Source organism: Ruicaihuangia caeni (assembly GCF_029952955.1).
Classification (GTDB): domain Bacteria; phylum Actinomycetota; class Actinomycetes; order Actinomycetales; family Microbacteriaceae; genus Ruicaihuangia; species Ruicaihuangia caeni.
Genome location: NZ_JASATX010000003.1, coordinates 336,743 through 353,607, shown reverse-complemented (window position 1 = coordinate 353,607; position 16,865 = coordinate 336,743). Strand labels below are relative to the sequence as shown.

The window sequence follows — 16,865 nt, the reverse complement described above, 5'->3', positions numbered from 1 at the left end:
TCATGTCGGAACGAGCCCAACAGAACCTCGCAGTGCTGCGCGAGTACTTCGACGCGATGACGCAGGGGGGACCGCCGGCGACGATGCCGTTCTACGCCGATGACGCAGAACTCATCGTGCCGGGCTCTCACGAGGCATCCGGCACCTACCGCGGTCTCGACGGTGTCGGGCAGTTCGGAGCAACCATGCGCCGACTCACCGACGGAACCTTTCGACTCAGCCCGATCGACCTCTTCGCCAGCGATGACCGGGTCGTCACGTACGCGACCGCGTCGGCTGAGGCGGGCGGCAAGCGGCTGGAGTGGACGCGCGTCATCATGACCGACATCGTCGAGGGGAAGTTCGCCCGACTGCAGTTCTTCGAGTCAGACCAGGACGCTGTCGACGCGCTGCTGACCGGCGCTTCGAGCTGACCATGAGCGCTTCCCGGATCATCAGGGCCGATCTCGCATTCATCGACGACGACTGGATCGCCGACGGCGCCATCGCAATCGCCGGCGATCTCATCGTGGATGCCGGAGCCGCCGGCCCGCTCATTGAGCGGAACCCGGGCGTCGACGTCGAGCACTGGCGCGACCGCATCCTCATGCCCGGGGGCGTCAACGGTCACGGACACACATTCCAGGCCCTGCTGCGTGGGTTCGGCGACGACTTGCCATTCGGTGACTGGATGGGGAGGCTCGTGCACCCGACCGCGGCGGGCCTGACCTCCGAGGCCATCGCCGTCGGCGTCGAGTATGACCTGTCCGAGATGCTGCGAATGGGCATCACGACCGCTGTCGAGTACTTCTATCTGCACGACGGCGCCAACGACAACGCGTGGACCGTCATCGAGGCTGCCAAGCGCGTCGGGCTGCGGCTCGTGTTCGCGAGGTGCATGTTCGACGCCGACCCGGGCCCGGTGAGATACCGCGAGAGCCCGGGGCTCTACGAACGGAATTTCAGGGAGCTGCGTGCGGCGACCGAGTCTGATCCGTACACGCACGTGCAGCCGGCACCTCACTCAGTCCTGGGTGCGAGTGCTGACATGCTGCGCCTCGGCATCGATTTGGCGCGCGAGTTCGGCGCACCCATGCACGTGCACGCCGCTGACAGCCAAGGTGAGGTCGACGTCTCGCATCAGCGATTCGGTCTCTCGCCGATCGGCCGTCTGCAAGACGTCGGAGCGCTGGCCGAGCACACGCTGGCGGTTCACGCCGTACGCATCGACGAGGACGACCTGCAGCTGCTTCAGCAATCCGGCGCCGCTGTCGTACACAACCCGTCCACGAACGCGTTCCTCGCGGGAGGCATCGCGCCGCTGACGCGGATGATCGAACTCGGAATCCCTGTGTGCCTCGGAACGGATGCCGGCGGCGCGAACAGCCGCCAATCGATCTTCGAGGAGATGCGCATGGCGGCCCTGCTCGCAAAGGCTTCGACTCGCGATGCCACGGCAGTGACTGCGGTGGATGCGATCCGCATGGGGACGTCGGCCGGCGGTCGAATCCTCCGACTTCCGGTCGGGCGGCTCGCTCCCGGGCACTACGCGGATCTTGTCGGCCTCGACTTGCAGGCGCTGTCGCTGCGGCCTCGCCGAACCGTGACACAGAATGTGGTCTACTCCATGCTTCCCGAGGCGATCGCCACAGTCGTGGTAGGAGGGAAGGAAGTAGTCAAGAATGGTGAGGTGTTGACCACCGACACCTCGCGTGTCGCCGCCCGGGTGGACGAAGTGACCGCGAGCTGGAAGCCCCTCACCGGAGCGCACCCTTTCGCGCTCGACGGATAGGAGCAAGACATCGTGAAGCACGACGCAACCGCCCAGGTGGTGGTGGAGGCTCCTGCTACAGTCGCCTCCCAGTTCGACGAAGAAGAGCTCGGCCGGCTGATCCGTGAACTCCGGAAGAAACGAGGTCTTTCGCTACGCGAGCTCGCCGGGACGAGCGGCGTATCAGTGAGCTTCCTCTCCCAGGTCGAGCGCGGTGCTACCAGTCCGTCGATCGCGAGCCTGATGCGCATCGCACAAGCGCTCGGCCGCACGATAGGCAGCCTGCTGGAGCCCAAGACAAGCAGCCGTCTCGTGCGCAAGAACGAGGCCCCTCGACTGGTGCACTCCGGCGGAGACTGGGATGAGGCGCTCCTCACACCGCGGGAATTCAGCCAGTTGCAGGTGATTCGATCGACGATCGCGCCGGCTGGCTCGACCGGCGACGAACTCATCGTGTATGAGACTGCCGAGACCGCGATGATCATCGAGCAGGGCGCAATCGAGGTCGACCTCGACGGAGAGATCATGCAGTTGTGGGAAGGCGACTGTCTGTCGTTCGACCCCTCGGTGCCGCACCGTTTCACCAACCGAAGCCGGTCGGAGTGCGTCATCCTCTTCGCCAGTGCGCCCCCGACATACTGAGCGCCGTCCGGGCCAAACCCACACGGATGCCGCCGGCTCGCACTGCGCGGGGCCGGCGGCATCCGTTTAACGCCGAAGTGTTGGGGCCGAAGGGCGCTACATCTCAACGCGCTCGATGCCGAACCGTGTGAGCACAGCCGACTCGATCGTTGCGACGGTCATATAGAGGACTATCGACACGAGTGTGATCACGGCCGCGAGCGTCCACACTTCGCTCATTTTGGCCTGAGCGACGGCCGCGATGATGGCACGGCCGATCCCACTGCCGGTCGCGAGCCATTCAGTCACGAGAGCTCCAGTGATGGCGCCGGGGATCGCGATCCGTACCGCAGCGAACAGAGCCGGGACCGCACTGGGAATCGCCACTCTGAAGAGCACGTCACGCGTGCTTCCCCCATACACGTCGATGAGTTCGATCATGTACTTCGACGTCGAACGCAGGCCGAAGACGATCGTCACCAAGGCAGGGAACACCACGACCAGGCCGCCCATGACAGCAACCGTCAGCATCTCCCGGCCGAAGATCAGGATGATGATGGGCGCCAGGGCGATGAGAGGAATCGACTGCAGGATGAGCATGATCGGCATGAGCGCTTGCTCCACCGGTCTGAACACGAGGAAGACCGACGCCAACACCAGTGCGGCGCCGAGACCGACAGAGAAGCCGACAAGGGCATCGAGCATCGTCTCACCGAGCGCACGCCAGACGAGCTGCTGGTTCGCCGCCGCAGTGGTTCCCGAGAACAAGAAGTTCCAGACGTCGATGGGGCCCTTTCCAACGAATGGTGGCACGCGAAGAACCACAAGCGCGGCCCACCAGAGCAGCAGCACGGCCGCAATCGAGACGATGGCGGTGCGCACCGAACGGCCGACCGCGGAGGCGACGCGCCTCATACTCGAGCGTCGAGCGCGAGGACGCGACACCAGGATGCTGTGCGTAGTGGTCAACTCTTCGCTCCTGTCTCTCCGCGCGTCCAGGGGGTCACAAGCCTCGACAGCACCGCGATGATCGCGAAGCCGATGCCAGATACCGCACCGGTGACGACGGCGAGAGCCCACGCCCGCGGCGCAAGAAGCCCCTGCTGTGCGTTGACGAGCGCAGGACCGATGCCGACGTCCACCCCGCCCAGATACTCGCCGATGATGGCCCCGAGAAATGCAAGCGGCATCGCGATCTTGAGCGCATTGAGAATGCCGGGCAGCGCAGCGATCGCACGAACTTTCACGAACTGCTTGAACCGGCCTCCTCCGTACACGGATACGAGTTCGAGGCTCGCTCGATCGGCTGCGCGGAGCCCGAGAAGACTGCCGATCAGTGTCGTGAAGATGACGAGCATGGCACCGAGAAAGACCGCAGTGCCCGACGGTTCACCCGGTGCCGGTGCGCCGCTGATGATGCGCACGATCGGTCCGATCGCCACGATGGGAATGCAGTAGCTGATGATCGCGACTTGCATCACCGATCGCTCGAGTCGGGGGAAGACCACCACAAGCGAGGCCAGCGCCAGCGCAATGCCGACTCCCCACGCGAACCCGATGAGCGCCTCGGTAATGGTGACCGACAAGTGGCGACCGAAGTAACCGAAGCCACCCTCGACTAGGGCCATCACGACCTCATACGGGTTCGGGATGCTGCCTCCTGTGCCCTGAGGAGTCACTCCGACTCCTGCGAAGATCGTCTCTGCAGCGATCCACCACACCGCCATGACGATGCCGAGGCCGAGCACGCCAGCGAGCAGAGGACGACGCGGGGCGTCAGTACGCTGCGGCTTCTGCTGAATGAGTGTCAACGGTCTTCCTCGACAGCCGCGCCGTGAGCCCCGAACAGCAAGTCTGACGCGCGGTCGTGCAGCGCATGGAACTCGGGCGTTCGCATGACCTCAGGGGTGCGAGGCGAGGGCAAGTCGACGTCGATCACTTCGATGATGCGGCCGGGCCTCGCAGACATGACCGCGACCCGATCCGACAGGAAGATCGCCTCCGAGATCCCGTGAGTGACCATGAGAGTTGTCGCCGGTTTCTCGCCCCAGATGCGAAGCAGTTCGAGGTTGAGGCGCTGTCTCGTCATGTCGTCGAGTGCACCGAACGGTTCATCGAGCAGCAGAACCGACGGCCTCATGACGAGCGAGCGAGCGATGGAGACTCGCTGCCTCATTCCTCCAGAGAGCTGGGATGGGCGCGCTTTCTCGAACCCACTCAGACCGACGAGCTCAATGAGCTCATGAATGTAGGCGGTGTCGGGCCGCACCCCCGCCACCTCAAACGGCAATCTGATGTTGGATTCGACGGTGCGCCACGGAAGCAGTGCGGAGTCCTGAAAGGCGACTCCGAGCTTATGCTCGGCCCGCAACTGCGTCGGCGTCTTGCCGTCGACGAGGGCGGTTCCGCCCGAAGGCTTCTCGAGTCCGGCAAGGATCCGCAGGATCGTTGACTTTCCGCACCCGGAGGGTCCGAGCAACGAGAGGAACGTTCCCTGATCCGTATGGAGGTTCACCTCGGCGAGTGCCGTGACCTCTCGCTTGCGTGTGGTGAATGTCTTTCCCAGGCCATTCAAAGTGAGCCCGGATGCCGTGAAGGCGCTGCTGTCGACAGCGCCTTCACGGGTGGTTCTCATGGTGTCCAAACCTCTTCATCCGCCTTCAGATCAGTCGAGCAGTTCCGGGTGCTCCTGGTACACCTCGTTGAGCAGCGACATGTCGAACAACTCGTCGGCGGTGATCGAGACCCCGATGTCGTTGATGAGCTTGACCACGTCGTTCATGCGCTTCTCGCTCATGTTGAACAGTCCGAGCTCCTTCGCCTCGCCCGAGGTCAACAGATCGCGCGCGGCTACCGCAGCCTGCTCGCGCTCGAGGTCATAGTCGAGATTGAGGTCCGCACCGTACACGTCCGTTGACAAGCGCGCCGATTCGTCTGGGTCGGCGATCGAGTCCTTCCACCCTAGGATCGAGGCGTACAAGAACGCCTTGAGCGCATCGCGGTTGTTGTCTATCGAATCCTGCGACACGACGATGCTCTTCGCGACCACAGGCAGGCCGTTGTCCGCGTAGAGAAGGTTCGCCACGTCGTACCCCTGCGATTCGAGGATGACCGCCTCGTTGGTGACGTACGCCAAGAATCCGTCCACGTCGCCGGTGGTGAGCGGTGAAGGGTCGTACTCCACCGGGACGATCGTCACATCGTCATGGTCGATGTCATTCGCGTCGAGCAGCGCGTAGAACAGCGGTTCGTTGCCCGTCTGGATGCCGATACGCTTCCCGATGAGGTCTTCGGGCTTCGTGATGTTCGCCTTGTCGGCGAGCGACATGATCGTGAACGGGCTCTTCTGGTACTGGTTTGCGATGATCTTCACGGGCGCGCCCTCGTTTGCAATCGCTGGAGCGATGCGCGTGGGGTCACTGATGCCGACCATGGCCTGGCCCGACGCGACGATGGCCGCTGTGGGCGCGGGCCCGGCAATGAGGTTCACCGACGAGAAGCCGGCGTCCTCGAAATAGCCTCGATCGTCTGCGAAATACTCTCCGGCGAACTCGACGATCTTGACCCAGGAGAGCTGGATCGAGAGTTCACCGAAGTCCTGATCGGTCTGGTCCCCGGGAGTCTCCTCCGGGGCGGCTGGCGCTGTTGTCGAGCACCCTGCGAGGAGGAGACCAGCGGCCAGCAGCGCTGCTGCGCCGGTGCCTAGCCTCCGCAGGGGTGCGAGGGATGCTTTCATTTTCGACTCCGTTGTGCAGGTAATGGTGCGAACCTTGGTGTTCAACAATTCCGTTATTGCTAAACAATTGAGAACCTATACCGCACAATTGAAGGTGTAAAGGACAGAGTGCAACAATCTGACGCGACCTTGGTGGCGGTGTCCGCCCAGATCGCGACGACTGACTCATGAAGGCGGGCATCTTGAGAGTAGTTGTGACGCACGAAGGTGTGGCCATCGAGGATGTGGGCGACTTGAAGCGCTTCTCGATCGAATCCAGCGTCGGTGAGTCGCTCGATGACCAATTGCGAGCCGCGCGCGCGGGCCATCGTACCGACTCTGATCACGCGGCCATCGAGATCGCATACATCCGACACGCGGTTGGCGATGCTCGAGACGACGCCGAATGGCGGTCCGCGTTCGAGCGCATGATCGACTATGCCTCGACGAAAGGCTGGGTGACCGACGATCGACGCACCGTCATCGGTCACATCGAGGCGATCGGGGCATCGTGACCGGCGAAGAAAATGTGGAGCCTAGGGGACTTGAACCCCTAACCCCCTGCTTGCAAAGCAGGTGCTCTACCAATTGAGCTAAGGCCCCTCGGGCGGAGAGCTTGCGCTCCCTTGAGGGAAATTTGTGGGGTTACCAGGACTCGAACCTGGGACCTCTTCGTTATCAGCGAAGCGCTCTAACCACCTGAGCTATAACCCCCGAACCGCATAAAACTGTACCGTATGCGGGCCGCGTTCCTGTAATCGCGTCAGCTGTTGGTGAAGCCGACCAGGATGCCGCCGGTGACCCTCGCGATGAGGTTGTACAGCAGCGCGCTGATCGCCCCGAGCGCCGTACCGACGACGACGTTGAGCGCGGCGATGATGATCGCGAACAGCGCCACCTGCCCGAGCCCGAACATCTCCATCACCGTGAACTCGTTGTTGCCGAGCACATCGCGCAGCAGGCTGTCGATGCTGTCGAACACATGCGTAGACTGCAGCACGATCCACACGAGCACGGCGGCGACGACCAGCACGATGCCGGCGCAGACAGCCACCAGGAACGAGATCTTCACGACCGACCAGAAGTCGACGTACACGAGCTTCAACCGCACCTGCTTGGTGCCGGCCTGACGCGGCGCCTTCCGCTGGAGCTTTTCGGCGACGCTACTCATCTATCGCGGTGTCCTTCCCGGGCGCTTCTTCGGCGGATGCCGGAGCACCATCGGATGCTGTGTCGTTCTCCTCATCGCGGTCCACGAGGTTGCGCTCGCTGTTCTTCGCGATCGCAATGATCTTGTCATCATCAGCGAACCGCGCGAACACCACGCCCATCGTGTCGCGACCCTTGGCCGGTACCTCGGCCACGGCAGAGCGTACCACCTTGCCGCTGGCAAGCACGACCAGGGTCTCGTCGTCCTCATCGACGATCAACGCGCCGGCGAGATCGCCGCGATCGTCGCTGAGTTTGGCGACCTTGATGCCCAGCCCGCCACGGTTCTGCACGCGGTACTGGTCGACGGCGGTGCGCTTGGCGTAGCCCCCTTCAGTGACGACGAAGACGAACCCGTCATCGGTCACGACCGAGGCGCTGAGCAATTCGTCGCCGGCTCGGAAGTGCATGCCGATCACGCCAGAGGTGGCGCGACCCATTGGCCGCAGCGCCTCATCGGTCGCCGTGAAGCGCAGCGACATGCCCTTCCGCGAGACGAGCAGCACATCACTGTCCTCGTCGATGAGCATGGCCGACACCAGCTCGTCGCCTTCGCGCAGGTTGATCGCGATGATGCCGCCGGAGCGGTTGGTGTCGTACTCGGCGAGGGCTGTCTTCTTGACGAGTCCCTGACGGGTCGCGAGCGCGAGGTACTTCGCCGCTTCGTAGTCCGGGATGTCGAGGATCTGGGCGATCTCCTCATCGGGTTGCAGCGCGAGCAGGTTGGCGACGTGCTGGCCCTTCGCGTCGCGACCGCCTTCCTGCAGTTCGTACGCCTTCGCGCGGTACACGCGGCCCTTGGTGGTGAAGAACAGCAACCAGTGGTGCGTCGTGGTCACGAAGAAGTGCTCGACGACGTCATCCGCCCGCAGCTGGGCGCCGCGCACGCCTCTTCCACCGCGGTGCTGGCTGCGGTAGTTGTCACTGCGCGTGCGCTTGACGTAGCCGTCACGCGTCACGGTGATCACCATCTCCTCTTCGGGGATGAGATCTTCGATGTCCATGTCGCCGTCGTAGCCGTACATGATCTCGGTGCGACGGTCGTCGCCGTACTTGTCGACGATCTCGGTGAGCTCTTCGCTCACGATCGCGCGCTGCTGGGCGGGATCGGCGAGAATCGCCTGGTATTCGGCGATCTGGCGCTCGAGCTCGGCCGCGTAGTCGATGATCTTCTGCCGTTCGAGCGCTGCGAGTCGTCGCAGCTGCATCGACAGGATCGCATTGGCCTGGAGATCGTCGATGTCGAGCAGGTCCTTGAGGCCTTCACGAGCCGCTTCGACGTCGGCGGAGCGGCGGATGAGCGCGATCACCTCATCGAGCAGGTCGAGCGCCTTCAGGTAGCCGCGCTGGATGTGCGCCTCGGCCTCGGCCTTGTTGAGCCTGAAACGGGTGCGACGCACGATGACGTCGATCTGGTGGTCGACCCAGGCGCTGATGAAGCCGTCGAGCGAGAGCGTGCGCGGCACGCCGTCGACGATCGCGAGCATGTTCGCGCCGAAGTTCTCCTGCAGCTGGGTGTGCTTGTAGAGGTTGTTCAGCACGACCTTCGCGACCGCGTCGCGCTTGAGCACGATCACGAGACGCTGACCGGTGCGTCCCGACGTCTCGTCACGGATGTCGGCGATGCCGGTGAGCTTGCCGTCCTTCACGAGGTCGGCGATCTTGATGGCCAGGTTGTCGGGGTTCACCTGGTACGGCAGTTCCGAGACGACCAGGCACGTGCGTCCCTGGATCTCCTCGACGGTCACGACCGCTCGCATGGTGATGGATCCGCGACCGGTCACATAGGCGTCTCGGATGCCCTTGACGCCGAGGATCTGCGCGCCGGTCGGGAAGTCGGGGCCCTTGATGCGCTGCATGAGCGCTTCCAGCAGTTCCTCACGGCTCGCCTCGGGGTTCGCGAGCGCCCAGAGCGCTCCGTCAGCGACTTCGCGCAGGTTATGCGGTGGAATGTTCGTCGCCATGCCGACGGCGATGCCGACCGAGCCGTTCACCAGGAGGTTCGGGAACCGCGCCGGCAGCACCGTCGGCTCCTGGGTGCGACCGTCGTAGTTGTCCTGGAAGTCGACGGTCTCCTCGTCGATGTCGCGCACCATCTCGAGCGCGAGCGGAGCCATCTTCGTCTCGGTGTACCGGGGAGCGGCGGCACCGTCGTTGCCCGGTGAACCGAAGTTGCCCTGCCCGAGCGCGAGCGGATAGCGAAGGCTCCAGGGCTGCACGAGCCGCACGAGCGCGTCGTAGATGGCACTGTCGCCGTGCGGGTGGAACTGGCCCATGACATCGCCGACGACGCGGGCGCACTTCGAGAAGGCCTTGTCGGGGCGGTACCCGCCGTCATACATGGCATAGATGACGCGACGGTGCACGGGCTTGAGGCCGTCACGAACCTCGGGCAGCGCTCGGCCGACGATCACGCTCATGGCGTAGTCGAGGTAGCTGCGCTGCATCTCGAGCTGGAGGTCGACCTGGTTGACGCGGCCGCCTGCGGGCTGCTCGCCGATCGACTCGTTCTCTTCTGCCATTGCTTTCCTTCGTTGTCGCGCTGTTCAGTCGCCCAGAACGCAGGTCTGGGATCGGCTGCCTCAGATGTCGAGGAAGCGCACGTCCTTCGCGTTCTGCTGGATGAACTGGCGGCGCGACTCGACGTCTTCGCCCATGAGGGTGGCGAAGATCGCGTCGGCCGCTGCCGCGTCGTCGAGCGTCACCTGCAGCAGCGTGCGGGTGTCGGGGTTCATCGTGGTCTCCCACAGCTCGCGGTAGTCCATCTCACCGAGACCCTTGTACCGCTGGATGCCGTTGTCCTTCGGGATCCGCTTGCCGGAGGCGAGGCCCTCCGCGAGCAACGCGTCGCGCTCGCGGTCGCTGTACACGTATTCGTGATCGGAGTTCGACCACTTCAAGCGGTACAGCGGAGGCTGCGCCAGGTAGACGTAGCCGAGCTCGATGAGCGGGCGCATGTACCGGAAGAGCAGCGTGAGCAGCAGGGTCGTGATGTGCTGGCCATCGACGTCGGCATCGGCCATCAGCACGATCTTGTGGTAGCGAACCTTGTTGCCGTCGAAGTCCTCGCCGATGCCCGTTCCGAAGGCGGTGATCATCGCTTGGATCTCAGCGTTGTTGAGGGCACGGTCGAGGCGTGCCTTCTCGACGTTCAGGATCTTGCCGCGAAGCGGCAGGATCGCCTGGGTCTCGGGGTCGCGGCCCTGGACGGCCGAACCGCCGGCCGAGTCGCCCTCCACGATGAAGATCTCACTGATCGAGGGATCCTTCGACTGGCAGTCCTTCAATTTGCCCGGCATGCCGCCGCCCTCGAGCAAGCCCTTTCGCCTGGTCTGCTCGCGCGCCTTACGGGCGGCGATTCGCGCGGCGGCGGCCTGCAACGCCTTGCGGATCACTTCCTTGGCCTGCACCGGATTGCGATCGAACCAGTCGCCGAGCTGGTCGCCGGTGATGCGCTGCACGTACGACTTCGCTTCGGTGTTCCCGAGCTTGGTCTTCGTCTGGCCCTCGAACTGCGGTTCGCCGAGCTTGACGGAGATCACGGCGGTGAGTCCTTCACGCACGTCGTCGCCGGAGAGGTTCTCGTCCTTCTCCTTGAGGATGCCCTTCTCGCGCGCGTACTTGTTCACCAGCGTGGTGAGCGCCGCGCGGAAGCCCTCCTCGTGCGTGCCGCCCTCATGCGTGTTGATGGTGTTCGCGAAGGTGTGCACGCTCTCCTGATATGAGGTGGTCCACTGCATCGCGACCTCCAGTGCGATGCGGCGCTCCTTGTCCTCCATCTCGAACGAGATGATGTCGGGGTGCACGACCTCGACCTTGCGGGTCGAGTTCAGGTGGGTGACGTAGTCGACGAGGCCGTTTTCGTAGAGGAACTCCTCGCGGCGCGGCTCATCGGCATCCGACTCGACTCGCTTGTCGGTCAGGTTGATGCGGAGCCCCTTGTTCAGGAAGGCCATCTGCTGGAAGCGGGTTCGGAGCGTCTCGTAGTCGAACTCGGTCGTCTCGAAGATCTCGCCGTTCGGCCAGAAGGTGATACTGGTGCCGGTCTCCTCGGAGGGCTCGCCCTGTGCGAGCGGCGCCTGTGGCACTCCGTCTCGGAATTCCTGCCGCCAGACGAATCCCTGCCGCTTCACCTCCACATCGAGTTGACGCGACAGCGCGTTCACCACGGAACTGCCGACGCCGTGGAGGCCGCCCGACACGGCGTATCCGCCGCCGCCGAACTTTCCGCCGGCGTGCAGGATGGTGAGCACCACCTCGACGGTGGACTTCTTCTCGACGGGATGCATGTCGACCGGGATGCCGCGCCCGTTGTCATCGACGCGCACTCCCCCGTCGGCGAGAATGGTCACATCGATGGTGTCGCAGTACCCGGCGAGTGCTTCGTCGACGGAGTTGTCGACGATCTCATATACGAGGTGATGCAGGCCACGCGGTCCGGTGGAACCGATGTACATTCCGGGGCGCTTGCGTACCGCTTCAAGACCCTCGAGGACCTGAATCGCATTCGCGCCGTAGTTGTCTTCGGGAGTCTTGTCAGCCATTTCACACATTCTACCGTCGAACGCCGTGGAAATAGGGCGTAGACGCCCCCTGTGAGCGATTTTCTCGCCCCCGGTACCTGTTTTGTCTTGTCACCCGTAAGTATCGCGCGGACCGCGCCCTGGGATTGCTCTGCGACCGCGTTTCCAGGTGGGGGCGTTCGGCCCTTGGAACCGGATGTCGCTGATGCCCGCGTCCGGGTACTCCTCAGCGATCCTCGTGGTGATCTGGCTGCGCATCAACCGGAGCTGCGTGGCCCAAGCCGTCGAGTCGCACCGCACCGTCAACATTCCCTCGTGGATGCCGACCGGCTCCGAGTGCTCGGCGGTCTCCGAGCCGACCAGTTCCGCCCATTCGAGGAACAGGCGCGACTCAGCCAGCGGTGCCGACCATCCGAGCTCGGCTGTGACGCTATCGAGCACATCGCCAACCCCTCGCGGATCACGGCCGGGCCCGAAGGGCTGCGACGGTTCCTTCGACCGCCGTTCACGACGGCGGCCATCGCGGCTCGTCTTCGAGCCGTCGCCGAACACGCGCTTGAACCGCAGGTATGCGCGGCGGGCCTCCGACATGGCGCCGTCTTCCGACACGCCGGCACCCTCGGCATCCGTTGAATGCCGATCTTCCGGTGAGCGTCGATCGGTCATGACGCCTCGACGATCCTGCCCGAGTCGATGTGCACAGTGTGGGCAGCGAGCGGCGCCGGCACATCGTCGAATACCGCTGCCGTGATGAGCACCTGCTCATAGCCTTCGATCGCTTCGGTGAGGCGCTCTCGCCGCGAAGCATCGAGTTCGGCGAACACATCATCGAGGACGATGATCGGATCACCCGCGGTGGAGTGCTGCCTGAGCACTTCGGCCGTGGCGAGCTTGAGCGCCAGCGCGAATGACCAGGACTCGCCGTGACTGGCATAGCCCCGCGCCGGAAGTCCGTTCAAGGTGAGCACGAGGTCATCGCGGTGCGGGCCGACAAGCGTGATCGCTCGTTCGAGTTCCTGGCGCCGCGATCGTTCGAGCGCCTCTGAGAACCAGCTCGCGGCCAGCGCACGGTCGATCGCCCCGTGTCGCACAGCCTCCTCGTGCAGGCCCTCGTCATCGTCGCGCGCCGAGTCGAGCACGCTGAACTGCATGCTCAGCGTCGCGTCGTGGGAATCGCCCGCGATCGCTGCATACGCGAGCCGGGTGTGAGGTTCGAGCTCGGCGACGAGCTCACTTCTCGCCGCCATCAGCTCGCTGCCGAACTCGATCAGTCTCTCGTCCCAGATGTCGAGCGTGCTGAGCGGAGCATTCTTCAGTCCCGACGCGCGCGCCGACTTGAGCAACATGTTGCGCTGGCGGAGTGAGCGCTCGTAGTCCGAGAGCACACCCGACAGGCGCGGGTTGCGCTGCACGAGCACTCCGTCGAGGAAGCGGCGCCGGCCGCTCGGCTCGCCACGCACCAATGCCAGATCCTCTGGAGCGAACAGCACGCTCGACACGTATCGCGACAGTTCCCTGGGTTTGACCGCTCCGCGGTTGACCTGCGCGCGGTTCGGACCGCTGCGGTTCAACTGCGCTTCAACAAGTAGCTGGCGGTCGCCGTGCTGCAGACGCGCCCTGATGATCGCGGCATCCGCCCCGCTTCTGATCATCGCCTGATCGGACGGCACCCGGTGCGATGAGAGCGTGCTGAGGTAGCCGATCGACTCGACGAGGTTGGTCTTGCCCTGGCCATTGCGCCCGACGAAGAGGTTGGCGCCCGGATGCAGTTCGACTTCCGCGGTCTCGTAGTTCCGGAAGTCGACCAGTGAGAGGTGCCGAACGATCACCGCAAGAGCAGGTTGGGCTGCAACAGGTACTTGTAGTTGTCAGCGCCGGGCTCGTCGCGCGACGTCTGGCTCGTGATGAGCACCGGACCCGGCTTGTTCGGATTGTCGGTCTTGGTGAACGAGATGCGCACGAATTCCGAATGCACGGCGCCGAGTCCGTCGAGCAGGAACGACGGCTTGAGCGAGACGACCGTGTCATCCCCGACCAAATGCGCATCGATCTGCTCGGATGCCTGCGCGTGCTCCGAGCCGATGGCCTCGAGCTTCACGCCCTCAGCGCTGAATGAGAACCGGAGCGCGGCCTCGCGCTCGAGCACCAGAGAGACACGACGGGTCGCCTCGATGAGGTCGGCGGTGTTCATGACCGCGTAGTTCTCAACCGTTTCCGGGAAGAGCCTACGCACCGGCGGGAAATTGCCCTTGATCAGCAACGAAGTGACGGTCTTGTCGCCGGCGCTGAACGCGATGACTTCGCGGTCGTCGGCGTTGGTGATCGTGACCTGGATCTGGGCGCTGTGCCCGAAGGTCTTCCCGATCTCGGCGATGATGCGAGCGGGAACCAGAGCCTGCACCGTCTCAGCCGGCGCATCCCCGCCGTCCCAGTCGATGTCGCGGATCGCGACGCGGTATCGGTCGGTCGCGACCAGCGACAGGTTCGTCTCGGAAGCCTCGAGCTGCACACCCGTGATCACGGGCGTCACATCATCGCGCGAGGCGGCAACCGCGACCTGCGATACGGCCTCGGCGAATCGTTCGCCCGGGATGACGCCAGACGTGCCCTCCACCTGCGGAAGGGTCGGGTACTCCTCGACCGGCATGCTGAGCAACGTGAAGTTGGCGCTTCCGCACGTGACGACGATGCGGCCCGACTCGGTGCTGAAGTTCACGGGCGCGTTGGGCAGCCGGCTCGCGATCTCGGCGAGAAGACGCCCGGAGACCAGCACTTGACCGGCTTCGCTCACGTCTGCCTCGATCTTCGTGCGTGCGGACACCTCGTAGTCGAAGGTCGACAGAGTGAGGCCGCCGTCATTCGCATCGATGAGCACACCGCTGAGGATCGGCAGGGTCGTGCGCTGTGGCAGGAGCTTCACCGCGAAGGAGACAGCCTCACTGAACACATCGCGATTGACCTGGAACTTCACAGATGTCACCCCTGTCACAAGAAGTCGGGCATTGGCGGTTAATACTGGCACACGCGCTTCGCGGGCCGGATCCGCTTGAGTCCGCGCTTCGGAAACCTAAGGTTATCGGCCGGAGAAGTTGTCATTCATTAATCGGATTAACCGTCTTAACCGCTGTGCACAGTGTGGATAACCCTGTTAAGACCGCAAAAACACTAGGAACCACAAGGTTGTAACTTGTGAGCCGCATGTTGGCGTTAAGACCGACTCAGCTGGTGAACGTCTCGGGCCCCAGTGTCGGCATCCACACTGCTGCGATCGTTCTCAACACCGAGGCCCGGCGTTTTGCACAGTTGTCCACAAGACTTTCCACAAGTGGAAAAGTTGGAGTTGTGGTTGAAGGTCAGGCCCTGTTGAAGCGGTGGTTCTGCTTGATGCGGCTGGTGAGCTCGGTCACCTGGTTGTAGATCGAGCGCCGTTCCTTCATCAGCTCGCTGATCTTCTTGTTCGCGTACATCACCGTCGTGTGGTCGCGGTTGCCGAAGAGCTGCCCGATCTTGGGGAGCGACAGATTGGTCATCTCGCGACAGAGATACATGGCGATCTGCCTCGCCGTCGCGATTGCCTGCGATCGAGAAGAGCCGTAGAGGTCGTCGACGGTGAGCTTGAAGTAGGCGGCCGTGTGATTGATGATGTCGACGGGCGCGATGACGTTGTCTTCGTCGAGGGTGATGAGGTCCTTCAGCACCGTCTGCACCAACTGCATGTCGACCGGCGTGCGGTTGAGGTTCGCGAACGCCGTCACGCGGATGAGCGTGCCCTCGAGCTCGCGGATGTTCGACGACACCTTCGACGCCATGAACTCGAGGATGTCGTCCGGCACCTGCAGCTTGTCGTTCTGCGCCTTCTTGCGGAGGATCGCGATGCGCGTCTCGAGGTCGGGTGCCTGCACGTCGGTGATGAGGCCCCATTCGAAGCGCGACCGCATCCGGTCTTCGAAGCCGGTCAGGTGCTTCGGGGGCAGATCGCTGGTGATCACGACCTGCTTGTTGTGATCGTGGAGCGTGTTGAAGGTGTGGAAGAACGCTTCTTGAGTCTCGGCCTTGCCCTGGAGGAACTGAATGTCGTCGATGAGGAGGATGTCGATCTCGCGATAGCGCGATTGGAACTCGCTCGCCCGGTTGTTCGCGATGGAGTTGATGAAGTCGTTCGTGAACTCCTCGCTCGACACGTATCGCACCCGGATGCCCGGATACATGCTGATCGCGTAGTGCCCGATCGCGTGGAGCAAGTGGGTCTTGCCGAGCCCCGACTCTCCGTATACGAAGAGGGGGTTGTACGCCTTCGCCGGAGCCTCGGCGACTGCGACCGCCGCAGCGTGCGCGAATCGGTTCGAGCCGCCGATGACGAAGTTGTCGAAGCTGTACTTCGGATTCAGCCGGTTGTCCGTCCGCTTCCCGGTGAGTCCCGGGTCGACTGCGGCAGTTGCGGTTGGAGCGGGCGCCTGCTCGTAGGGCGGCGCGGGGGCGGTGCCGGCAGGCTCGTCGAAGCTCTCCGGTTGAATGTCCGGATTCACGACGATCGCGAAATGCGAGATCTTGGGCGACTCGACGTCGCCGAGCGCTGACAGCAGCGACCCTCTGATGCGCTGCTCGAGCATGCCGCGTGTCAGATCGTTGGGCACCTCGAGATACAAGGTGTCACCGAGCACGCCCTTGGGCTCGACCAGGTTGATGAAGCCGTGCAGCTGTGGGGTGATCCGCTCATCGCTCGCAAGCGTCTGCAGCACCGACTGCCAGAGTTCCCGCGTCGGATCCGGCGCTTGCTCCATCGTTCCCCGCAATCTCGGAATACGAATTCCCACGAATGTTATGCACAGGGTTATCCACTGTGTCGACTGCCGCGGAGTTCGGCTATCCCTCGAAATAGGGCATGGATCCGGGGCTCGAACAACCTTAGTTCGCGCTGGTATGTCGTTACCAACCCTGAGTTATCCCGATGTGGATAATGGTGTGTTCTCCCGCGGTTTGACCGCTCGGCGAAGAGGCCGTACTTTTAATCAGTTGACTTCTGCCGATTTCCGGCGATCCACACACT

At 63.6% G+C, this 16,865-nt stretch carries 15 protein-coding genes and 2 tRNA genes; 4 read left to right on the top strand and 13 right to left on the bottom strand.

Translation table 11 applies throughout. The features are described 5' to 3' along the window. Window positions 1-2: 2 nt before the first annotated feature. Genes QF206_RS09195 through QF206_RS09185 form a run of 3 tightly spaced genes read left to right on the top strand, consistent with a single transcriptional unit; the run spans window position 3 to window position 2,392 of the window. The gene (locus QF206_RS09195; protein ID WP_281488917.1) at window positions 3-413 is read left to right on the top strand and encodes a nuclear transport factor 2 family protein; all 411 of its coding nucleotides are present in this window, start codon (window positions 3-5) and stop codon (window positions 411-413) included. A 2-nt stretch (window positions 414-415) separates the two neighbouring features. Then, on the top strand, window positions 416-1,771 hold the full coding sequence (locus tag QF206_RS09190) for an amidohydrolase family protein (protein WP_281488916.1): 1,356 nt from the start codon (window positions 416-418) through the stop codon (window positions 1,769-1,771). A gap of 12 nt (window positions 1,772-1,783) precedes the next feature. Next, the gene (locus QF206_RS09185) at window positions 1,784-2,392 is read left to right on the top strand and encodes a helix-turn-helix domain-containing protein (protein ID WP_281488915.1); all 609 of its coding nucleotides are present in this window, start codon (window positions 1,784-1,786) and stop codon (window positions 2,390-2,392) included. 96 nt (window positions 2,393-2,488) lie between these two features. Here the strand turns inward: QF206_RS09185 and QF206_RS09180 are convergent, their stop codons facing one another. From QF206_RS09180 to QF206_RS09165, 4 genes are read right to left on the bottom strand one after another with little or no spacing between them, the layout of a single operon-like run. Continuing rightward, the gene (locus QF206_RS09180; RefSeq protein ID WP_281488914.1) at window positions 2,489-3,340 is read right to left on the bottom strand and encodes an ABC transporter permease; all 852 of its coding nucleotides are present in this window, start codon (window positions 3,338-3,340) and stop codon (window positions 2,489-2,491) included. After that, window positions 3,337-4,182: an ABC transporter permease gene (locus QF206_RS09175; protein WP_281488913.1), complete on the bottom strand. Its 846-nt coding sequence runs from the start codon at window positions 4,180-4,182 to the stop codon at window positions 3,337-3,339. Before QF206_RS09175 ends, QF206_RS09180 begins: the two co-directional genes overlap by 4 nt. Further along, window positions 4,179-5,006 (bottom strand): ABC transporter ATP-binding protein, encoded by an 828-nt coding sequence (locus QF206_RS09170; protein WP_281488912.1) that lies wholly within the window; start codon window positions 5,004-5,006, stop codon window positions 4,179-4,181. Before QF206_RS09170 ends, QF206_RS09175 begins: the two co-directional genes overlap by 4 nt. A 30-nt stretch (window positions 5,007-5,036) precedes the next feature. Further along, a complete protein-coding gene (locus QF206_RS09165; protein ID WP_281488911.1) occupies window positions 5,037-6,107 on the bottom strand; it encodes an ABC transporter substrate-binding protein in 1,071 nt (356 codons plus the stop codon). A gap of 182 nt (window positions 6,108-6,289) precedes the next feature. On the opposite strand from QF206_RS09165, the gene QF206_RS09160 reads away from it, so the two are divergent. Then, the gene (locus QF206_RS09160; protein ID WP_281488910.1) at window positions 6,290-6,601 is read left to right on the top strand and encodes a hypothetical protein; all 312 of its coding nucleotides are present in this window, start codon (window positions 6,290-6,292) and stop codon (window positions 6,599-6,601) included. Between the two features lie 15 nt (window positions 6,602-6,616). On the opposite strand, the gene QF206_RS09155 is transcribed toward QF206_RS09160, so the two are convergent. From QF206_RS09155 to dnaA, 9 genes are all read right to left on the bottom strand, one after another. Continuing rightward, window positions 6,617-6,689, bottom strand: a tRNA-Ala gene (locus QF206_RS09155). A 37-nt stretch (window positions 6,690-6,726) separates the two neighbouring features. Continuing rightward, window positions 6,727-6,800: transfer RNA gene (locus QF206_RS09150), tRNA-Ile, on the bottom strand. A gap of 49 nt (window positions 6,801-6,849) precedes the next feature. Then, window positions 6,850-7,257 carry a DUF3566 domain-containing protein gene (locus QF206_RS09145; RefSeq protein WP_281488909.1) on the bottom strand — a complete coding sequence of 136 codons (408 nt, stop codon included), beginning with the start codon at window positions 7,255-7,257 and terminating at the stop codon, window positions 6,850-6,852. Then, complete coding sequence (gene gyrA / locus QF206_RS09140) at window positions 7,250-9,817, bottom strand: DNA gyrase subunit A (RefSeq protein ID WP_281488908.1); 2,568 nt, start codon at window positions 9,815-9,817, stop codon at window positions 7,250-7,252. The genes QF206_RS09145 and gyrA overlap by 8 nt, the downstream gene beginning before the upstream one ends. Before the next feature lie 60 nt (window positions 9,818-9,877). After that, on the bottom strand, window positions 9,878-11,839 hold the full coding sequence (gene gyrB, locus QF206_RS09135; RefSeq protein ID WP_281488907.1) for a DNA topoisomerase (ATP-hydrolyzing) subunit B: 1,962 nt from the start codon (window positions 11,837-11,839) through the stop codon (window positions 9,878-9,880). Between the two features lie 90 nt (window positions 11,840-11,929). Further along, window positions 11,930-12,409: a DciA family protein gene (locus QF206_RS09130; protein ID WP_422785379.1), complete on the bottom strand. Its 480-nt coding sequence runs from the start codon at window positions 12,407-12,409 to the stop codon at window positions 11,930-11,932. Window positions 12,410-12,480: 71 nt separating this feature from the next. Then, a complete protein-coding gene (recF, locus tag QF206_RS09125) occupies window positions 12,481-13,647 on the bottom strand; it encodes a DNA replication/repair protein RecF (RefSeq protein WP_281488905.1) in 1,167 nt (388 codons plus the stop codon). After that, entirely contained in the window at window positions 13,644-14,789 is a 1,146-nt protein-coding gene (gene dnaN, locus QF206_RS09120; RefSeq protein ID WP_281489043.1) for a DNA polymerase III subunit beta, read from the bottom strand. The genes recF and dnaN overlap by 4 nt, the downstream gene beginning before the upstream one ends. A 382-nt stretch (window positions 14,790-15,171) precedes the next feature. Beyond that, complete coding sequence (gene dnaA / locus QF206_RS09115; protein WP_281488904.1) at window positions 15,172-16,599, bottom strand: chromosomal replication initiator protein DnaA; 1,428 nt, start codon at window positions 16,597-16,599, stop codon at window positions 15,172-15,174. Window positions 16,600-16,865 lie beyond the last annotated feature (266 nt).

Excerpts from the sequence above, each read along its gene's own strand:
- QF206_RS09130 (WP_422785379.1), bottom strand. The coding sequence starts at position 12,409 with ATGTCGGAGGCCCGCCGCGCATACCTGCGGTTCAAGCGCGTGTTCGGC.
- gyrA (WP_281488908.1), bottom strand. The coding sequence starts at position 9,817 with ATGGCAGAAGAGAACGAGTCGATCGGCGAGCAGCCCGCAGGCGGCCGC.
- QF206_RS09195 (WP_281488917.1), top strand. The coding sequence starts at position 3 with ATGTCGGAACGAGCCCAACAGAACCTCGCAGTGCTGCGCGAGTACTTC.
- gyrB (WP_281488907.1), bottom strand. The coding sequence starts at position 11,839 with ATGGCTGACAAGACTCCCGAAGACAACTACGGCGCGAATGCGATTCAG.
- QF206_RS09165 (WP_281488911.1), bottom strand. The coding sequence starts at position 6,107 with ATGAAAGCATCCCTCGCACCCCTGCGGAGGCTAGGCACCGGCGCAGCA.
- QF206_RS09170 (WP_281488912.1), bottom strand. The coding sequence starts at position 5,006 with ATGAGAACCACCCGTGAAGGCGCTGTCGACAGCAGCGCCTTCACGGCA.
- QF206_RS09190 (WP_281488916.1), top strand. The coding sequence starts at position 416 with ATGAGCGCTTCCCGGATCATCAGGGCCGATCTCGCATTCATCGACGAC.
- dnaA (WP_281488904.1), bottom strand. The coding sequence starts at position 16,599 with ATGGAGCAAGCGCCGGATCCGACGCGGGAACTCTGGCAGTCGGTGCTG.
- QF206_RS09145 (WP_281488909.1), bottom strand. The coding sequence starts at position 7,257 with ATGAGTAGCGTCGCCGAAAAGCTCCAGCGGAAGGCGCCGCGTCAGGCC.